At 63.0% G+C, this 16,105-nt stretch carries 15 protein-coding genes and 1 tRNA gene; 4 read left to right on the forward strand and 12 right to left on the reverse strand.

The features are described from left to right. Nucleotides 1–47: 47 nt before the first annotated feature. Together CHU71_RS12050 and CHU71_RS12055 are read right to left on the reverse strand one after the other, a co-directional pair. Nucleotides 48–123 (reverse strand) — tRNA-Thr (locus CHU71_RS12050). Between the two features lie 85 nt (nucleotides 124–208). Further along, a complete protein-coding gene (locus tag CHU71_RS12055) occupies nucleotides 209–1,447 on the reverse strand; it encodes a DNA polymerase III subunit delta' (RefSeq protein ID WP_147761200.1) in 1,239 nt (412 codons plus the stop codon). Between CHU71_RS12055 and CHU71_RS12060 the strand changes: the two genes are divergently transcribed. Together CHU71_RS12060 and CHU71_RS12065 are read left to right on the forward strand one after the other, a co-directional pair. Then, a complete protein-coding gene (locus CHU71_RS12060) occupies nucleotides 1,446–2,978 on the forward strand; it encodes an adenylate/guanylate cyclase domain-containing protein (protein WP_147761201.1) in 1,533 nt (510 codons plus the stop codon). The two genes, CHU71_RS12055 and CHU71_RS12060, sit on opposite strands and share 2 nt — an antisense overlap. Nucleotides 2,979–3,027: 49 nt before the next feature. Continuing rightward, the gene (locus CHU71_RS12065; protein ID WP_240927124.1) at nucleotides 3,028–4,296 is read left to right on the forward strand and encodes a DUF418 domain-containing protein; all 1,269 of its coding nucleotides are present in this window, start codon (nucleotides 3,028–3,030) and stop codon (nucleotides 4,294–4,296) included. Here the strand turns inward: CHU71_RS12065 and CHU71_RS12070 are convergent. Together CHU71_RS12070 and topA are read right to left on the reverse strand one after the other, a co-directional pair. Then, a complete protein-coding gene (locus CHU71_RS12070; RefSeq protein WP_147761202.1) occupies nucleotides 4,244–4,903 on the reverse strand; it encodes a hypothetical protein in 660 nt (219 codons plus the stop codon). The two genes, CHU71_RS12065 and CHU71_RS12070, sit on opposite strands and share 53 nt — an antisense overlap. 2 nt (nucleotides 4,904–4,905) lie before the next feature. Next, nucleotides 4,906–7,848 carry a type I DNA topoisomerase gene (gene topA, locus CHU71_RS12075; RefSeq protein WP_147761203.1) on the reverse strand — a complete coding sequence of 981 codons (2,943 nt, stop codon included), beginning with the start codon at nucleotides 7,846–7,848 and terminating at the stop codon, nucleotides 4,906–4,908. Between the two features lie 279 nt (nucleotides 7,849–8,127). Between topA and CHU71_RS12080 the strand changes: the two genes are divergently transcribed. Then, nucleotides 8,128–8,757: a DedA family protein gene (locus CHU71_RS12080; protein WP_034657454.1), complete on the forward strand. Its 630-nt coding sequence runs from the start codon at nucleotides 8,128–8,130 to the stop codon at nucleotides 8,755–8,757. A 36-nt stretch (nucleotides 8,758–8,793) separates the two neighbouring features. On the opposite strand, the gene CHU71_RS12085 is transcribed toward CHU71_RS12080, so the two are convergent. Further along, nucleotides 8,794–8,997, reverse strand: coding sequence for a cold-shock protein (locus tag CHU71_RS12085; RefSeq protein WP_147761204.1), 204 nt, complete (start codon nucleotides 8,995–8,997; stop codon nucleotides 8,794–8,796). Between the two features lie 189 nt (nucleotides 8,998–9,186). Here CHU71_RS12085 and CHU71_RS12090 point away from each other — a divergent pair, with 189 nt between their 5' ends. Next, on the forward strand, nucleotides 9,187–11,550 hold the full coding sequence (locus tag CHU71_RS12090) for a DEAD/DEAH box helicase (RefSeq protein ID WP_147761205.1): 2,364 nt from the start codon (nucleotides 9,187–9,189) through the stop codon (nucleotides 11,548–11,550). Here the strand turns inward: CHU71_RS12090 and CHU71_RS12095 are convergent. The 7 genes from CHU71_RS12095 to ssd form a co-directional block, all read right to left on the reverse strand. Continuing rightward, nucleotides 11,547–11,870, reverse strand: a complete 324-nt coding sequence (locus tag CHU71_RS12095) for an Rv3654c family TadE-like protein (RefSeq protein ID WP_005531234.1) — start codon at nucleotides 11,868–11,870, stop codon at nucleotides 11,547–11,549. The two genes, CHU71_RS12090 and CHU71_RS12095, sit on opposite strands and share 4 nt — an antisense overlap. Further along, complete coding sequence (locus CHU71_RS12100; RefSeq protein ID WP_005531236.1) at nucleotides 11,867–12,184, reverse strand: hypothetical protein; 318 nt, start codon at nucleotides 12,182–12,184, stop codon at nucleotides 11,867–11,869. Before CHU71_RS12100 ends, CHU71_RS12095 begins: the two co-directional genes overlap by 4 nt. Before the next feature lie 3 nt (nucleotides 12,185–12,187). Then, nucleotides 12,188–12,379 (reverse strand): DUF4244 domain-containing protein, encoded by a 192-nt coding sequence (locus CHU71_RS12105; RefSeq protein WP_005531238.1) that lies wholly within the window; start codon nucleotides 12,377–12,379, stop codon nucleotides 12,188–12,190. A gap of 66 nt (nucleotides 12,380–12,445) precedes the next feature. After that, nucleotides 12,446–12,976, reverse strand: coding sequence for a type II secretion system F family protein (locus tag CHU71_RS12110; protein ID WP_049147255.1), 531 nt, complete (start codon nucleotides 12,974–12,976; stop codon nucleotides 12,446–12,448). Continuing rightward, nucleotides 12,973–13,746, reverse strand: a complete 774-nt coding sequence (locus CHU71_RS12115; protein ID WP_147761206.1) for a type II secretion system F family protein — start codon at nucleotides 13,744–13,746, stop codon at nucleotides 12,973–12,975. The genes CHU71_RS12110 and CHU71_RS12115 overlap by 4 nt, the downstream gene beginning before the upstream one ends. Then, a complete protein-coding gene (locus CHU71_RS12120) occupies nucleotides 13,743–14,888 on the reverse strand; it encodes a TadA family conjugal transfer-associated ATPase (protein ID WP_147761207.1) in 1,146 nt (381 codons plus the stop codon). The genes CHU71_RS12115 and CHU71_RS12120 overlap by 4 nt, the downstream gene beginning before the upstream one ends. Then, entirely contained in the window at nucleotides 14,885–15,910 is a 1,026-nt protein-coding gene (gene ssd, locus CHU71_RS12125) for a septum site-determining protein Ssd (RefSeq protein ID WP_147761208.1), read from the reverse strand. Before ssd ends, CHU71_RS12120 begins: the two co-directional genes overlap by 4 nt. Nucleotides 15,911–16,105 lie beyond the last annotated feature (195 nt).

Consider the following 16,105-nt stretch of genomic DNA (forward strand, 5'->3'; position numbering starts at 1 on the left):
AAACCGTCAAACCCACCGCCTGCTCACGGCAAGTGGTGGGGTTTTAGTGGAGCCGCTTGTGAGAATCGAACTCACGACCTTTTCATTACGAGTGAAATGCTCTACCGACTGAGCTAAAGCGGCGCACTGCATATGCAGCAAAAGGGATTCTATCGCAGTGCTGGCGGGTTCCGGAAATCGCGTACGGAGCGGCGTCGGAAAGCAGGCTCTAGCGGGCCAAACGCAACCGCCCCACCATGCCGTCGAAGGCCACTTGGGGGTTGGCGTTCTGCAGAAGTTGTTCACGGCAGGTGCGAATCGCGGACTGCGCCGCGAGCAGACCGTCCTCGCTCACGCGCTCGGCCAGTTCGCCTGCCAATCCAGCGAAATCCGGGTGCGTCATCTCCACTTGGGCACCGACCTTGAGCATGAGGGCATCGCGGTAGATTCCCGCTAGATCGATGAGCGCCATGTCCAAGCCGTCCGTAATCCGGCGCTTAGCGCGCTTCTTGTGCAAATCCTTGAGTTCCTTGAGTGCCGACTTGGCGTCGCGCTGCGCCCGGGCCGCACCTTTACCTTTGGCACCCACACCAAAGGACTGCTCCAGCTTGGCCAGCTCCGCCGCATCCTGCTCGGCGCGGGAATTCTTGGCGTCGGTCTCCACGAACTTCAGCAATGCCGTTACTGCTTGGAAAGCCTGCGACCCGCGGTAGACCTCCTCAGCCAGGTTGATGGCCATGGCGCGACGCTTCTGCACGCCGGGATCCTGCACCAAGTGACGCGCGCGGCCCACGTGGCGCAGGCTGGTCACGGCAGCCAGGCGGGCGTCGTGCTCGCTGGCGCCCTCGGCGGTGAGCTGCTTGACGATGCCGTCGACGCTCGGTGCCGAGATATAAAGGTGGCGGCAGCGTGATCGCAGGGTCTGGGAAAAGTCCTGCGGGTCCTCCGACGGGGCGACCATGATGATGACGGTGCGCTCCGGCGGCTCCTCAACAGTCTTGAGAAGCGCGTTGGCAGCCTCGTTGCGGAAGCGATCGGCCTTATTGAAGATGACCACGCGCCACGGCGCCACGCTGGGAAGGCTCGCGGCGCGGCCGATCACCTCGCGGGCCTCGCCCACGGTGATGAATTGTTCTTGGGGGTCCACGTAGACCAAGTCGGTGTGTTTTTGTTGCTCGAGTACGCCGCGGCAGGCCTCGCACTGGCCGCAGCCGGGGTCCCCATTTTCGTCAGCGCTAGTACACATCAACGCGGCCGCGAAGCAGAGCGCAGCCAGAGACCTTCCAGCACCCGGCGGGCCCGTGAACAGCCACGAGTGGCTCATGGCACGCGGGTCCCCCTCCCCGCGGGCTGCCCGCGCGGCGGCCAGGATTGTGTGGGCCACCGCCGGGGTATCTGCCAATCGTTGCGCAACGCTTCCGGTATTCACTCGCCCTAGCCTACTGGGATAACTAAAGTAATAAATCATGAACAGACTACTGCGTGGCGCCCGCTGGCTTATGGGCACCCAATGGCCGATGTACGCCACGCTCGTTCTGGGATCTAACATCGTCGGCGCCATCGCGATTATGACCTTCGTGGTCTTCTTCCTGCCGATGCCGGAAATCAAGGACTTCACCTCCGACGTGCCCCACCTCGAGCTCGTCGGCGCCCTATACGTGACCTTCGCTGTGGTGATCGGCATCGCGGTTACCCTGCTGCTTTTCCGTCCGGTGCTGGATTGGCAGCGCAATCCCGACGCCCATGATCCCAACATGGTGCGCAACCTCGTGCTACGCATCCCGGTTTACCAAGCCGCGGTGGCGGCCTTGGTGTGGGTCATCGGCATCATCCTCGCCGTAGTTATCGCCTCGCAGTCCTCGGGCCGTTTGGGTCTGGTGGTCGGTGTGTCCACCACCTTGGCGGGACTGCTGGTGGTCCTGCTGACCTACCTGCAAGCCGAGCGTCTGGTGCGCCCAGTAGCCGCACAGGCCGTGGCCCGCCGCTTCGAGGACTCCACGCTGGAGCCGCCCATCAAGTACCGCCTCATCTTCACCTGGGTGATGACGTCGGGCATTCCCTTGATCGGAATCGTGCTCGTTCTGCTGGGCCAGCGCGCGGGACTGTTTACCGATAACTCCACCGACATCATGCCCGCGGTAATCGCCCTTGCGCTGACCGCCCTGGGAACTGGTTTTACCGGTACCATCTTCGCGATGATGAGCGTGGTTGACCCCATCCTGGAGCTACAGGATGCCATCAACCGCGTGCGCCGCGGCGAAAATGATGTGCAGGTCGATATTTATGACGGATCCGAGTTGGGCGTGCTGCAGGCAGGTTTTAATGAGATGATGCGCGGCCTGCGCGAGCGTCAACGCCTGCGCGATATCTTTGGCCGCTACGTGGGCACGGAGGTGGCCCAGCGCGCGCTGGAGGAACGCCCCGAGCTGGGCGGCGAGGACCGCAAGGTAGCCGTTCTTTTCATCGACGTCATCGGCTCCACCACCTTCGCGGTCAACCACACCCCGGAGGAGGTCGTCGAAGAGCTCAACAAGTTCTTCGAGCACGTAGTCGAAGTGGTACACCGCAACAAGGGCATCATCAACAAGTTCCAGGGCGATGCCGCGCTGGCCATATTTGGTGCTCCGCTTAACGTCTACGACGCTAACTCCATGGCGCTGCAGGCGGCGCGCGAGCTGCGTCAGGAGCTGCGTGGCTTGGAGCTGCAGGCAGGCATCGGCGTCGCGGCGGGTCACGTGGTGGCCGGCCACATCGGCGGCGCAGATCGCTTCGAGTACACCGTCATCGGTGACGCAGTAAACGAGGCGGCGCGCCTGACCGAGCTGGCCAAGGACACCCCGGGCCAAGTGCTGACTAACTCCGCCACGCTGCGCGGTGCCAACGAGGCTGAACAGGCGCGTTGGACCATGATGAAGTCCATTGAGCTGCGCGGACGACGCCGCATGACGCGACTGGCACGCCCTATCCGCCCCACGCTTGCTGAGCGCGCGGAGCAATAGCAGCATAGTAACCGAGAAGAAATTTCATAAGACCTGTAACATGCGGCCCATGACCTCCGCAGTGTCTCAGTCTCGACCTCGCATGATCGTGCCCGACGTAGCTCGTGGCATGGCTCTTCTCGGCATCGCCCTAGCCAACGTCTGCACTGGGTGGATTACCACCGCCCATCCAGACGGCCAGTACTTCGGCGGCATCGATTCCGGCAACGTGTGGGATAAGGTAACCGTGCTCTTTACCGCGATGTTCGCGCATAACCGCGGCTTGCCGATGTTCTCCACGCTCCTGGGCTTCGGTATTGGGCTTATCACCCTGAGCCTTTGGCGCCGCGGCTTCCCGCTCGGCCAGGCGCGCATGGTCATCATCAAGCGCTACGGCTTCCTGGCCCTTTTCGGCATTATCCACCTGGTGTTCATCTTCAATGGCGACATCATGTTTTTCTACGGCTGCTGCGCTTTGGTCATCAGCATGTTTATTACCCTGCACGATAAAACCCTCAAGAAGATCGCTTATACCCTGCTGACCATCATTGCGGTTCTTGGAATCGGTGCGTTTGTGTTTACGCTTTTGGTTCCGGAATTAGGCATGAATTACGTCATCTTTTCCGAGCTTCCCCAATCCTATGGGAAGTGGGTGCTGGATGGATTATTGATGCTGTTGGGGCAGGCTGTTAGCGCCGGGCCGTTCATGCTCATGTACGGACCCATCATGTTGGTGGGCTTTACGTGGGCGCGCCAGGGCACGCTTGCCGACGTCGCGTCTCACCGCACCGAGCTGCGCATCTGGGCGGGCATTGCAGCAGTGATCATCTTGGGCGTGGGCCTGCCGTGGGGCCTTGCTGCTATCGGCGTGCTCCCCGCGGAAGCCGAGGGGGCCTTCTATCTTCTCAACACCTTCGTCGGCGTGATTACCGGCCCGGGCATCTTGGCGATGCTCGCGCTGGTGCTAGAGAAGGTGCAGACACTGCCCTGGTGGCTGTGGCCATTTAGTGCGCTGGGTAAGCGCTCGATGAGCGGCTACATCATGCAGTCGATCATCTTCTTCACGGTGATTTTCCCGTTCACCTTAAACATCGGCTCCCAGTTCTATGCCTCCGGCTTGGCCTTGTTGGCGGTGGGCAACTGGCTGCTCACTCTGCTGCTGGCCTGCCTTCTCGAATACTTTGGCAAGCCGGGCCCATTCGAGTGGCTGCATCGCCGAATTTCTTATGGCAAGACGATGCGGCCAGAACTAAAAAGGCAGCCGCCTAGCGGCATTGAATCACCCGTCAGTGGCGCTCCAGTGCATCAACCAGAAGGAAGTGGCCAAGCACGCGGCTAGCGGCCTCGGCGGCGCCCAGCAGGCGGCTATCACGCAGCGGGTTGACGGGCAGGGTGCGTGCGAGGGTAAGCCCCTCTGAGAAGAGGATGAGGTTGGCGCCGTGGCTCGCGCCCTTCGTGGCGTCTGCACGCAAGGCTGGATCCCCTGCGAGCGCCGAAGTGGCGGCGACAGCCGCACCAGCCACGGCGGTGGCCGCGCGGTAGCGGCCCTTAGATACGGCAAGGCCGCCAGCCCACACGCCGATGCGCAGGCCCCAGCCCAGCTTGTCGTTGCGCTGCGCACGCAAAAGATACAGATAAGCCCCGTGATGCAAGGCAATGGCGGCAATGCCCAGAGCATTCGGTTCGCCGCGCTTGCAGTACTGGCCCACCGAACCGGCGGCAAGGCCACCGCGCAGCACCGGGTTCGCCGTTTGGGTGCATAGAGTAGCTATTACTGTGGCGTCGAGAAGCCGGGGCTCAAACCCGAAGATGCGCGCCCAAGCGCTGGCCTCCCCGGCAGCTAGAAAACCAAGGCGCGCGGGGTGGCCGGCGGGATCGGTGATTGCGGGATATACCGCCCGCCACAGCGCGGCGGCGCCCTCCTCAGTGCGTTGTAGGAAGTCCATCGCTACTTGCGGCTGCCTGCCTTAACCACGTTCTTAGTGCCTGGCGAAGGCTTCTTCGCCGACTTCTTGGTTGCCTTCTTCGTGGATTTCTTGGTCGATTTTTTGGTCGACTTCTTCCCAGCCTTTTTGGTGGTCTTCTTACCGCCATCCGCGGCCTCCTTGGCACGGCGCTCGGACAACAGCTCGTTGGCGCGGGCGTCGGTAAGCGTTGCTGGATCGTCGCCGCGGCGCAGCGAAGCATTCGTGGTGCCGTCGGTGACGTACGGGCCGAAGCGGCCATCCTTGACGGACATCGGCTTGCCGGAGACGTCATTGTCACCCAGCTGCTTCAGCGGCGGCTGCGCGGCGGCGCGGCCACGGCGCTTCGGCTCCGCGTAGATGCGGCGCGCCTCGTCCAAGGTGATGGAGAAGATCTGCTCTTCGTTAGCCAGCGAGCGGGAATCACTGCCCTTCTTCAGGTACGGGCCGTAGCGGCCGTTCTGCGCGGTGATGACTTCGTTGTCGGAAGGATCCACGCCCACCTCACGCGGCAGGGACAGCAGCTTGAGCGCCTCTTCCAAGGTGACAGAAGATGGCTCCATCGAGCTAAACAGCGAAGCAGTGCCCGGCTTGAGCTTTTCGTCGATGTACTCGGCGATGCGCTTTTCCTTCTGCTTTTCCGCAGTCTTGGTCTCCCAGTTCTTGGCGCGCTTGCCTTCCTCGGCGCGCTGCTTGTCTTCGGCCTCGCGCTCCTGCTTGACTACCTCGAGGGCCTCGGCCTCGGCCTTTTCGCGCTCATCGTCGCGCACCTGCTCGGTCACGTAAGGACCAAAGCGGCCTTCCTTGGCCACGACCATGCGCCCATTAGCAGGGTTCTCACCCAGCTCGCGGCCACCCTGCGGGGTGGCAAAGAGCTTCTCAGCGAGCTCTTCACCTAGCTCATCCGGGGTGGTGGTCTCAGAAAGGTTGGCGCGCTGGTACTCAGGCGTGCCGTCCTCGTTGGTGCCCACGACGCGCTCGATGTACGGGCCATAGCGGCCCACGCGCACGAAGACGTCGCGGCCTTCCGAGTCGGTGTAAAGCTTCAGCGAGTTGACCTGGCGGGCGTCGATGGCCTCGAGGTTGATGTCGATGAGCGACTTCAGACCGCCGTGGCGGGCAATCGAGTCCGCCTTCTGGTCCTTGGCTGCGGCGTTGCCGAAGTAGAAGCCATTGAGCCAGTCGGTTCCGTTCTCGGTGCCGGCGGCAATGGCATCGAGCTCGTCCTCCATGGAGGAGGTGAAGTCGTAGTCCACCAGCTCGGTGAAGTTGTTTTCCATCAGGCCGATGACCGCGAAGGCAACCCAGGACGGAACCAGGGCGTTGCCGCGGGAAAGCACGTAGCCGCGGTCCTGGATGGTCTTGATGATGGAGGCGTACGTCGACGGTCGGCCGATGCCTAGGTCTTCCATCTTCTTAACCAAGCTGGCCTCGGTGTAGCGGGCCGGCGGGTTGGTGGAGTGGCCGTCTGCCGTCACCTTGGTGACGGCGAGGTCATCGCCCTCGTCCAGGTGCGGCAGGCGGGACTCGCCGTCGGAATTCTTGGCAGCCACATCTTCGTAAGCCTTGAGGAAGCCCGGGAAGGTGATGGTGCGGCCGGTGGCGGAGAACTCCACGTCCTGTGCGCCCTCGGAGGTGGTGGCGGTGGACGCCACGGTGACCTTCATGGAGGTGCCCTTGGCGTCAGCCATCTGAGAGGCCACGGTGCGCTTCCAGATGAGCTCGTAGAGCTTGAACTCCTCCGCGTCGAGCCTGCTGGAGAGCTCGCCTGGGGTGGCGAAATTCTCGCCGGCTGGGCGGATAGCCTCGTGGGCCTCCTGGGAGTTTTTCACCTTTCGGTCGTAGATGCGCGGCGACTCAGAGACGTACTCCGAACCAAAAATGGAACTTGCGGCCCCACGCGCGGCGTTGAGCCCCTGCTTGGACAGCGAGGTCGAGTCGGTACGCATATAGGTGATGTGACCGTTTTCGTAGAGACGCTGCGCGATACGCATGGTGCGCTCGGAGGTGTAGTGCAGGCGACGGCCTGCCTCCTGCTGCAGCGTCGAAGTCATGAACGGCGCATAAGGCTTGCGGGTATATGGCTTGTGCTCGACGCTGGAAACGTCGAAGGTGGCGCCCTGGAGGGCGTCGGCAAGCGCGTGCGCCTGCGACTGCTTGACGACGACCACCTCATCACTCTTGAGCTGGCCCCTATCGTCGAAGTCACGACCCAAGGCAACGCGCTTGCCGTCGATGGCGGTCAGGCGGGCGTCGAACTCCTCCTTAACATTGCCCTGCGTCTGCAGGGAAGCGGTCAGGTCCCAATACTCAGCAGAGATGAACGCCATGCGCTCACGCTCGCGCTCGACGATGACGCGGGTAGCAACGGACTGCACGCGGCCGGCGGACAGGCGCGGCATGACCTTCTTCCACAGAACCGGGGACACCTCGTAACCGTAGAGGCGGTCGAGGATGCGGCGGGTTTCCTGGGCATCAATGAGGTTCTCGTCGAGCTCACGGGTGTTTTCTGCCGCCTCCAAGATGGCGGACTTGGTGATCTCGTTGAAGACCATTCGGCGCACAGGGACCTTGGGCTTGAGAACCTCGAGCAGGTGCCAAGCAATGGCTTCGCCCTCGCGGTCCGGGTCTGTTGCGAGGTAGAGCTGATCGCACTGCTTCAGCTTGGCCTTGAGGTCTGCGACCTTCTTCTTTTTCTCCTGGCTGATGACGTACAGCGGGGTGAAGTTGTCCTCAGGGTTCACGCCGAGGCGGGCCCAGGATTCCTTCTTGTACTTCGCAGGGACGTCAGCAGCGCCGCGTGGAAGATCGCGGATGTGCCCCACGGAGGCTTCAACAATGTATTTGTCGCCTAGGTAGGGCTGGATCTTCTTAGCCTTGGTCGCTGACTCGACGATGACCAGGGTTTTCCCGGCTGCTTCTGCCACTCGACTTCATCCCTTTCGATGACGCGATATCATGTCGCTGTTTCAAACCCTTTTTAGCGCTTCAGGATCGCGCATAATAAAAGGCAATTGAGCAATAGCGTACACAGTTCTTTTTCTCTGTATTTATTAGGGCAGCTGCGCTGCCTTGTTTAAGCGCGGTTATACTGGTCGCTTTACAGCCAGCTGTAGCTTTGGGGGCCACGTTTCCTGACAGCGCCTCAGCACAGGGCACAGTAAAAGGCACACTAACACGAACAGCACGCCCGATGGGGAGGAATGATGGTTGCATCCGTCACCGCATGGATCGAAATGGTCATGCTCACCCAATGGGTATACCCGCTGGTGGGAAGCCTGATCTTCCTAGACTGTTTCTTCCCCGTCCTGCCCTCTGAAATCCCACTCAATATGGTGGGTGCTTGGTCCGCGTCGCAGGGGTACCCGCACGTCCCCACTATGTTCTTCGTCGCATTGGTGGCAGCCATTCTGGGCGATAATCTCTGTTTCCTTCTGGGAACCCGCTTAATGGCCTTGGTCAACCGCGTCCAAAAGGGCTCCAAAGCCTACGAGGGCCTAGCGTGGGTCAAGCGCAACATGCGCCGCGGCGGTGGCGCCGCAATCATCATTGCCCGCTTCATTCCCTCAGCGCGACTATTCATGACCATTCTGTTGGGTTCGATGCGCTATCCGTGGCCGCTGTTTTTCTTCTTCGACACCATAGGCGTCTCCATCTGGGCTGCCCAAGCGCTAGCCATTGGTTATGTGGGAGGTATGGCCTTCTCCGATTCGCCGGCGCTCGCGATGGTGGTCAGTATTATCGCCGCAATCATCATCGGCTTTGGCCTACAGAAGGTTCAAAACGCTCTGCTGGAGTGGTGGGATACCCGCCGCGGATACGCAGAAACCCCCTAGGAAAATCATTCCTAAGGGGTTGCGCGAATTAAAGTTTTAGAGAGCAGTCACGTTCTGTGCCTGCAGGCCCTTCTGCCCCTCAGCTACCTCGAAAGAGACATTCTGGTTCTCTTCGAGGGTACGGAAGCCGTTGCCCTGAATCTCGGAGTAGTGAACGAAGATGTCGCCGGAGCCATCTTCCATCTCGATGAAGCCGTAGCCCTTTTCTGCGTTGAAGAACTTGACGGTACCTTGTGCCATGGTGTTAAACCTTCTATGTGAGTGTCCACTCGGTGTGGACGAAAAATTGGATTGTGGAAAACAAATCTTCGCCAGCACTAACAAAAAGAAAAACACTGAGCCAAGAATTCATCGGCCTGCCTCCCAGTGTGGCACGTTTTTTCAGTAGGCGATAGTTTGACGCAAAAGATTTTCGGGAAAGGGGGTAGCGTGACCAACCCTCTTGGCGAAGAACTCGTCGAGCTCCTGCAGCGACGCTACGACGGATCCACATGCACTTTCACCACCACCCTGCCGGCGAAACCGGCCAGCTATGCGCCGTGGCCCGAATGGGTTCTCCCTGGGCTGCGCGCCTTCCTTGAGGGCCGTGACGTGCACAAGCTCTACTCCCATCAGGTCGCGGTAGCCGAGCACGCCTGGCAGGGAAATGACGTCGTGGTGGCCACAGGCACGTCTTCGGGCAAGTCCTTGGGATACCTGCTTCCCATCCTCACTGCGTTGGCAAGTGACCCTACTGCGTGCGCGTTGTATCTCACCCCCACAAAGGCGCTGGGCTCGGACCAGCTGCACTCCGTTTTGCAGATGTGCAGGGAGGTCGAGGAGCTGCGCGGGATGGTTGCCGCGCCTTACGACGGCGATACTCCCACCGAGGCGCGCGCCGGAATCAGGGATGACGCGCGGTTCATTTTCTCCAACCCAGACATGATTCATATGTCGATGCTGGCCTCCCACCAGCGCTGGGCACGCTTCCTGCGGCATCTGCGCTTCATTGTGATCGACGAGTGCCACTCCTACCGCGGGGTCTTCGGCGCGAACGTGGCGTTGGTGTTGCGCCGCCTATTAAGGCTGTGCGATCACTACGGAGCGCGCCCAGTGGTCATTTCTGCCTCCGCCACAATGAAGGACCCGGCCATCCATGCGCAGCGTTTGACGGGGCGTAAAACCCGCGAGGTGACCGAGGACGGTGCGCCGACGGGCGCGCGAACGGTGGCGTTGTGGGAGCCGGGCTTCATTGAAGGCGCTGAAGGCGAAAACGGCGCCCCGGTTCGCCGCGCCGCGACCACGGAAGCTGCCGGAATGATGGCGACCTTCGTGGCAGAGGGCGCGCGCACCTTGACTTTCGTGCGTTCCCGGCGCGCCGCGGAGGTAGTGGCGCTGCGCACGGCGGAAGACCTTTCGGGCGCGTTGGGCCGGCCGGATTTCGCCCGCCGCATCGCTGCGTATCGCGCGGGCTACCTGGCAGAAGACAGGCGCAAGTTGGAAAAGGCCCTCGATTCCGGTGAGTTGTTGGGCGTGGCGACGACTTCGGCGCTGGAGCTAGGTATCGATGTGGGCGGATTGGATGCCGTCATCACCGCGGGGTTTCCGGGCACGGTGGCAAGTTTTTGGCAGCAAGCAGGCCGCGCGGGCAGGCGCGGGCAAGGCTCCGTGGTGGTGTTGGTGGCACGCGACGAGCCGATGGATACCTACCTGGTGCACCACCCTGACGCGCTGCTGGGCAAGCCAGTTGAGACGAGCGTGTTCAACCCGGCGAATCCCTATATCCTGTTCGGGCACGTCTACTGCGCGGCCGTCGAGAAGCCGCTCCAGGATGCGGAAATCGAGCAGCTCGGGGCGCACGACGTGGTGCATGCTCTGGCGGAGCGGGGGCTGCTGCGCCGCCGCGACCGCGGATGGTTCGCCGCGCCGATTCCGGCTGGGGAGGAGCTCACGCCGGAGACTGCCCACGCGGCGGTGTCGCTGCGCGGTGGTTCGGGCGAAGAGGTCATGATCGTGGATGCTTCTGACGGGCGTTTGCTCGGCACAATCGACGCCACACGCGCCGCCAGCCAGGTCCATCCCGGCGCGGTGTATCTACACCAGGGCGAGAGCTACGTCATCGAGGAGCTGCACTTCGCCGACTACCTGGCGCTGGCTAAGCCGGACACCCCGGAGTACACCACGACCCCGCGCTCGACCACGGATATTCGAATCGTGCGCGAGGCCGACGAACTGGTGAACTACGCGCCGGGGCTGTGGGTAGCCAACGTCGAGGTAGAGGTCATCGACCAAGTGACGGGTTATCAGGTGCGTTTGCCTGATGGCACGGTGGGCGATGACATTGCCCTGGAGATGCCGCAACAGCGCCTGCATACCCGCGCGGTGGCGTACACCATCGATCCGCTGGTACTTGCAGCGATGGGCGTCACCGCAGCGGATACGCCTGGCACCTTGCACGCGGCGGAGCACGCCGCCATCGGTCTGCTGCCGCTGATTGCAACGTGTGACCGGTGGGATATCGGCGGCGTCTCTACCGCGCAGCATGCGGACACGGGCTTGCCCACGGTGTTTGTGTACGACGGTCACCCCGGCGGCGCCGGCTTTGCCGACGAGGGCTTCCGCCGCTTCCCCGAGTGGATAGCCACCACCTACGAGACGGTGGTCTCCTGCCCGTGCGAGTCGGGCTGCCCGTCCTGCGTGCAGTCACCGAAGTGCGGCAACGGCAACAACCCGCTGGACAAGGCAGGCGCCATCAAGCTGTTGGGCGCGCTGGTGACGATGACGCAATCAGGGCCCATGCCTGCCGACGCTTAGACAGGCCCGGCCCGCGCCACCGCCTCCACCCGCCGTACGGCAACGGTGACGATGACGTCGCGTTCGACCACTCGGCACTCCCGCAGCGTCGATTCGTTGTGCGCGGCCGTCTCCCGCGCCTGGGCGCACGCGTCCCTGCCCCGGGCGTGGTCCCAAGCAGCCGCCACGGCAGCCATGTCCGCCGCAACCTGCGCTTCGTGGCGCGCAGCCACCCGCCCCGCTACGGCGGTGACGCCGAGCAAGAGGGACACGATGGCCACGATGATACCCGCATTGGCCACGGTGGCATAGCCAGCATCGGAGTTATGCCAGCGGTTCATCGCGTGGACCCGATCTCAGCAGGGAACACAGCACGCGCCTTCATCGACCCGAGCGGGGCCGGCACCGTGGCTTGTGCGGTCACGAGCCCGCCATGCTCAGCAACGTCGACGCTTGCCCCGTCACTCGAGAAGGGCTCCCCGATGGCATGTGCACGGGCGGCTGCCCCAGCGGCGTCGACAGCCGCGAGGTGTGCCGCCATCGTTGCCACCCCGGCGACTGCGCCCGCGGCCACGATGACCAGCGAACTTAACCCCAGAGCCGCCTCGATGGTGACCGAGCCCGTGTCATTACGCAGGATGCGGATGAGTTGCATAGCCTAGCGCGGAGTATTGGAGAGCGCGTCGGTGATGATGGATTCGATGGCGTCGGGAACCTGTCCGCCATTGATGACTGCATAAAGTACCGCAGCCAGCGCCGCAGCAGCGAGTGAGCCCATGGCGTATTCGATCGTCGACATACCCTCGTCGTTGCCTAAGACGGCTTTCATGCGAGTAGCTAGAACTTTCATATTTTTCTCCTTTGTAGTGCTGGTTTCTGTAGTTGATGTGTGAGATTCGTATTAGTGGATAGGTTTCTAAAGCAGCTGGGTCCCCAGGCTGATAATCACGGGCACGAGCCCCAAGACGATGAACGCTGGCAGAAAGCACACGGCTAGCGGAACCGCGATGAATACCCCGGCGCGCTCAGCGCGTGCCACAGCATTCGCGGCGGCCTCCGCGCGCAGCGTCTCCACCAGGCGGTGACAGCCCGCGGCAATCGCGGCGCCGGATTCACCCGAGAGATCAAGCAGACCCGCCAGATCCGCCAACTGCGGTTGTTCACGCAGGACCGCGATGGCCGAAGACATCGGCGCACCAACCCCCAGCAGCGCGGCAGCTTCCTGCCACGCGGGGCAGGCGCTTGTCGACGCCACCCCAGCCAACGCATCGCGCACCGACAGGCCCGCCTCCACGCACACCGCGAAGAGCTCGAGGTCAGCCGCAACATCAAGAGGCGCTGGCTGCTGCCGCGGACCATCGCGTGGCGTCTTTGGCCGCACGAGACGACGCAGCGGCGGGGCCGTGGGAATAAGAAGCGCTAGGGCCAGACAAAGCAAGGTCATCATGCCGCAGCCCTCCGCAGGATGTAGCGCGACCAGGCAAAGCCTGCACAGGCAAGGGCCACACCGACGTCGAGAAGCAGGCCCCCTAATCCCCCGCCTAACAGGAACGATAATGAATCCGCTCCCATCGCCCCTCCCATCGCGATGCCGGCCAACGGCAAACAGGCCAGGATAAGCGCGGTGGCCTGCGGGCCCTGCAGCGAAGACTCCGTGGATTTGGCGTGGCGGCGCGCGGCATCGAGCTGGGCCTGGGCCTGCTCGATAAGTTCTGCGAGCGCGACCCCGTGCGCCGTCGACATGCGTATGACGTGGCCAAGGCGCACTACCGCTGGGTCCGTGGCCTCCACGAGCGGGGCGTGAATATGCCCACCGTGAGCAGCCAATCCAGCCGCAGTTTGAAGCGGCAGCCGCACCGCCGCGGGGCATTCTGCAGGTACCGAGTTCACACCGCGTTGCAGCGCACCCGCCGTGGTGGCACCCGCCCTGAGATCCGCGGCAACCGTGCCGAGGAAGGTAGCCAGATGTTCCCGACCGCGCCGGGCTTGGCGGGCTTGATTGACGTCGCGGATGTACCAGACCGCACAGGCCACAACGAACAACACGGCCACTGCGACACTGACACGCCCGAATACGTAGCAGCCGAGCACCCCGCAGAAGACCACCGGAACCACAAGTAGCCCGGCAGGGCGAGTCCGCGCGTTGCCTGGTTGCAGCCGGCGAGCTGCCGGAGGCTGCATCACAAGGGCCGCTCCCGCTAGGAGTAAAAAGGTCATGGCGCAACCCCCAAGCGCTCAGCGAAGTCCCCGTAACCGGGCCCCTTGCCGGTATCGATGCTCCAGATAAGCTCGGGCACCACGGGGTTTCCTTCGAGCAGCCCGATGTGCGCCAGGCACCGGCCCTCTGGCCGCCGTTCCATCGCAAGCACCACGTGTACCGCCGCCGCCAGCTGCGAGTGCAGTGCGTCGCGGTCCAGGCCGCCGAGCCCGGCGAGGGCCTCCATGCGCGCTGGTACCTCCCAAACCGAGTTCGCGTGTAGGGTCCCAGCACCGCCGTCGTGGCCGGTGTTGAGCGCGGCAAGCAAGTCCACAACTTCCGCTCCGCGAATTTCTCCCACCACGATGCGGTCGGGGCGCATGCGCAGCGATTGCTGCAGGAGCCGCGCCATCGTGATTTCACCGCGGCCTTCCGCGTTAGCGCGCCGCGCCACCAGCGTCACCACGTGCGGATGCAAAGGCGCAAGCTCCGCGGTGTCCTCAATCACGAGGATGCGCTCAGAGTCTGGCACCGTACCCAGCATCGCTGAGAGCAAGGTAGTCTTGCCCGCTCCCGTTCCGCCAATGACCAGGAAGGAAGCGTGGCGTTCCACAATCGCCCGCAGCAGGGGCTCGACCTCTGCTGCGATGCTGCCGCTTGCCACCAGTTGGTCAAGGCTCGTTTGTGCTTGGCGGAGCACGCGCAAGCTAATGCAGGTGCCGCCCGCAGAAGGCGGGGCAAGCAGCGCGTGCAGGCGCAGGGCTGTGCCATCGGGCCGCGCGAGCCTTCCATCGGCGAAAGGCTGTGCGTCATCGAGGCGCACACCCGCCACCGACGCGAGGCGGGTGGCAAGCTGGCGTACCTCGGCGTCGCTGGCAAAGCTGACGGGCACCGGCTCCAAGCCGCTGCCACGGTCGATGAAGCAACTGCGTGGACCGTTGACCACAACGTCGCTCAGCCCCGGCTGCGCCAGAATCGGTTCCAGCACCCCGAGCCCAAGCGAGTCATGGCGCAGGCGGCGCAAAAGGTCGAGAACATCACCATCACTGATGACGCCTGCCTCGGTGCGGATACGCCGCGCCAGTGCCGTGGTGTCGGCCACGAGCTCCGGCTCGGCAGCCACAATTCCGCGCAGCTTATCCAGGAGGCTGGTGTTACTCATGAAAGCACCTCGTCGATCACTCGCTGGGCAGCTGCGCGCAACGGGCGCGGTATGCTGCGCAAACCGCCTGTCTCCACGGCCTTGGTCAACCCGCGCACAGTGGGAATCTCCGCAATCGGGTCGCAGTGCACGATGTTCGCAATATCCTCCGGCTCAAGCCCCGACCACTGCCGATGCCGAACCACAACGCTGCACGCCATCTGCTGCGCACGCAGCCCCCCAACCAGCTGTGCACACGCCGCGGCAGAGCGCACCTCAGCAGCACAGACGATGATCACGTGTTCACAGACTTGCGGGATATCGCCCGGCGCGGCATCAAAGACAGCACCTTGTGGGTGCAACGCAGCTGCTTGGAAGATGGCCTCGCGCCGCGCTGGCTTGAGGGTCGCTACCTGCGCATGTGCGCTTCGCGACGCCGCCAGCACCCCCAGGTTTCCGTGCCGCGGCACCGCTCGATGCAGGTCCGTGGCGTTTACGGCGCCACTTCCCGATGCAAGATCCGGCCACCTTGCCCCTGGTTCCTCCTCGATACCAGCGAGAAGATCGAGCCCACCGGAGTAAGGAGCGGCGTCGACAAGCAGCCCTGCTCCCGCCTCCACCGCGAGCGCATAGGCAAAGGTAGATGTGCCCACTCCCCCGGCTGCGCCAACCACTGCGAGCGCGAAAGATCCGCCGCTTTGCTCACGTGGGCTCACCTGATCCGCAAGCGCACTCAAGAGCTGCTTCGACTCAGCAGGCACGATGAAGGCTTCGGCGCTGCGGCATTTCATCGCGGCCTCGTAGTCAATGGGGCCGGGGTCGGCCACAACGAAGAAAACCGGGGCAACGCTGTATTTGGCCACGAGAGCCGCGGTGAGCTTGTCTGCGATGACAACGCTGGCCTTGGGCAGGTGCCGCGGAAAGTCGCGTGGGTCTTCCACCGTGGTGACGTGCACGCTGGTAGCAGCGGCTGCTGCAAGAACCTCGGCGCGCAACGCGGAATCTCCCACGGCGATGGCGATGGTGACGTCTTGTGAACTCATGCCTTAAGCCTGCGGGTGACATAGCCGCTGTTTCTAGAGGCAATTTTCTCGCTGTGGATAACGCACCTATTGGAAACGCGTTGTAGCGATGCAGCGTGACGTGTCAGCAAATATGTGTGGAGAAACAGCCGTTTTGTACTTTCCTTTGCCTTGACCTTCGCGTGCACAAACAGGGCGGAAATAGATGATGACCCG

This window comes from Corynebacterium sp. LK14 (assembly GCF_008042215.1).
Lineage (GTDB): Bacteria > Actinomycetota > Actinomycetes > Mycobacteriales > Mycobacteriaceae > Corynebacterium > Corynebacterium striatum.

Bases quoted from the DNA above. Each gene is read 5' to 3' on its own strand.
- CHU71_RS12060 (WP_147761201.1), top strand. From the start codon at position 1,446: ATGAACAGACTACTGCGTGGCGCCCGCTGGCTTATGGGCACCCAATGG.
- CHU71_RS12055 (WP_147761200.1), bottom strand. From the start codon at position 1,447: ATGATTTATTACTTTAGTTATCCCAGTAGGCTAGGGCGAGTGAATACC.
- CHU71_RS12065 (WP_240927124.1), top strand. From the start codon at position 3,028: ATGACCTCCGCAGTGTCTCAGTCTCGACCTCGCATGATCGTGCCCGAC.
- CHU71_RS12070 (WP_147761202.1), bottom strand. From the start codon at position 4,903: ATGGACTTCCTACAACGCACTGAGGAGGGCGCCGCCGCGCTGTGGCGG.
- CHU71_RS12080 (WP_034657454.1), top strand. From the start codon at position 8,128: ATGGTTGCATCCGTCACCGCATGGATCGAAATGGTCATGCTCACCCAA.
- CHU71_RS12085 (WP_147761204.1), bottom strand. From the start codon at position 8,997: ATGGCACAAGGTACCGTCAAGTTCTTCAACGCAGAAAAGGGCTACGGC.
- CHU71_RS12095 (WP_005531234.1), bottom strand. From the start codon at position 11,870: ATGAACCGCTGGCATAACTCCGATGCTGGCTATGCCACCGTGGCCAAT.
- CHU71_RS12100 (WP_005531236.1), bottom strand. From the start codon at position 12,184: ATGCAACTCATCCGCATCCTGCGTAATGACACGGGCTCGGTCACCATC.
- CHU71_RS12105 (WP_005531238.1), bottom strand. From the start codon at position 12,379: ATGAAAGTTCTAGCTACTCGCATGAAAGCCGTCTTAGGCAACGACGAG.
- CHU71_RS12110 (WP_049147255.1), bottom strand. From the start codon at position 12,976: ATGATGACCTTGCTTTGTCTGGCCCTAGCGCTTCTTATTCCCACGGCC.
- CHU71_RS12115 (WP_147761206.1), bottom strand. From the start codon at position 13,746: ATGACCTTTTTACTCCTAGCGGGAGCGGCCCTTGTGATGCAGCCTCCG.
- CHU71_RS12120 (WP_147761207.1), bottom strand. From the start codon at position 14,888: ATGAGTAACACCAGCCTCCTGGATAAGCTGCGCGGAATTGTGGCTGCC.
- ssd (WP_147761208.1), bottom strand. From the start codon at position 15,910: ATGAGTTCACAAGACGTCACCATCGCCATCGCCGTGGGAGATTCCGCG.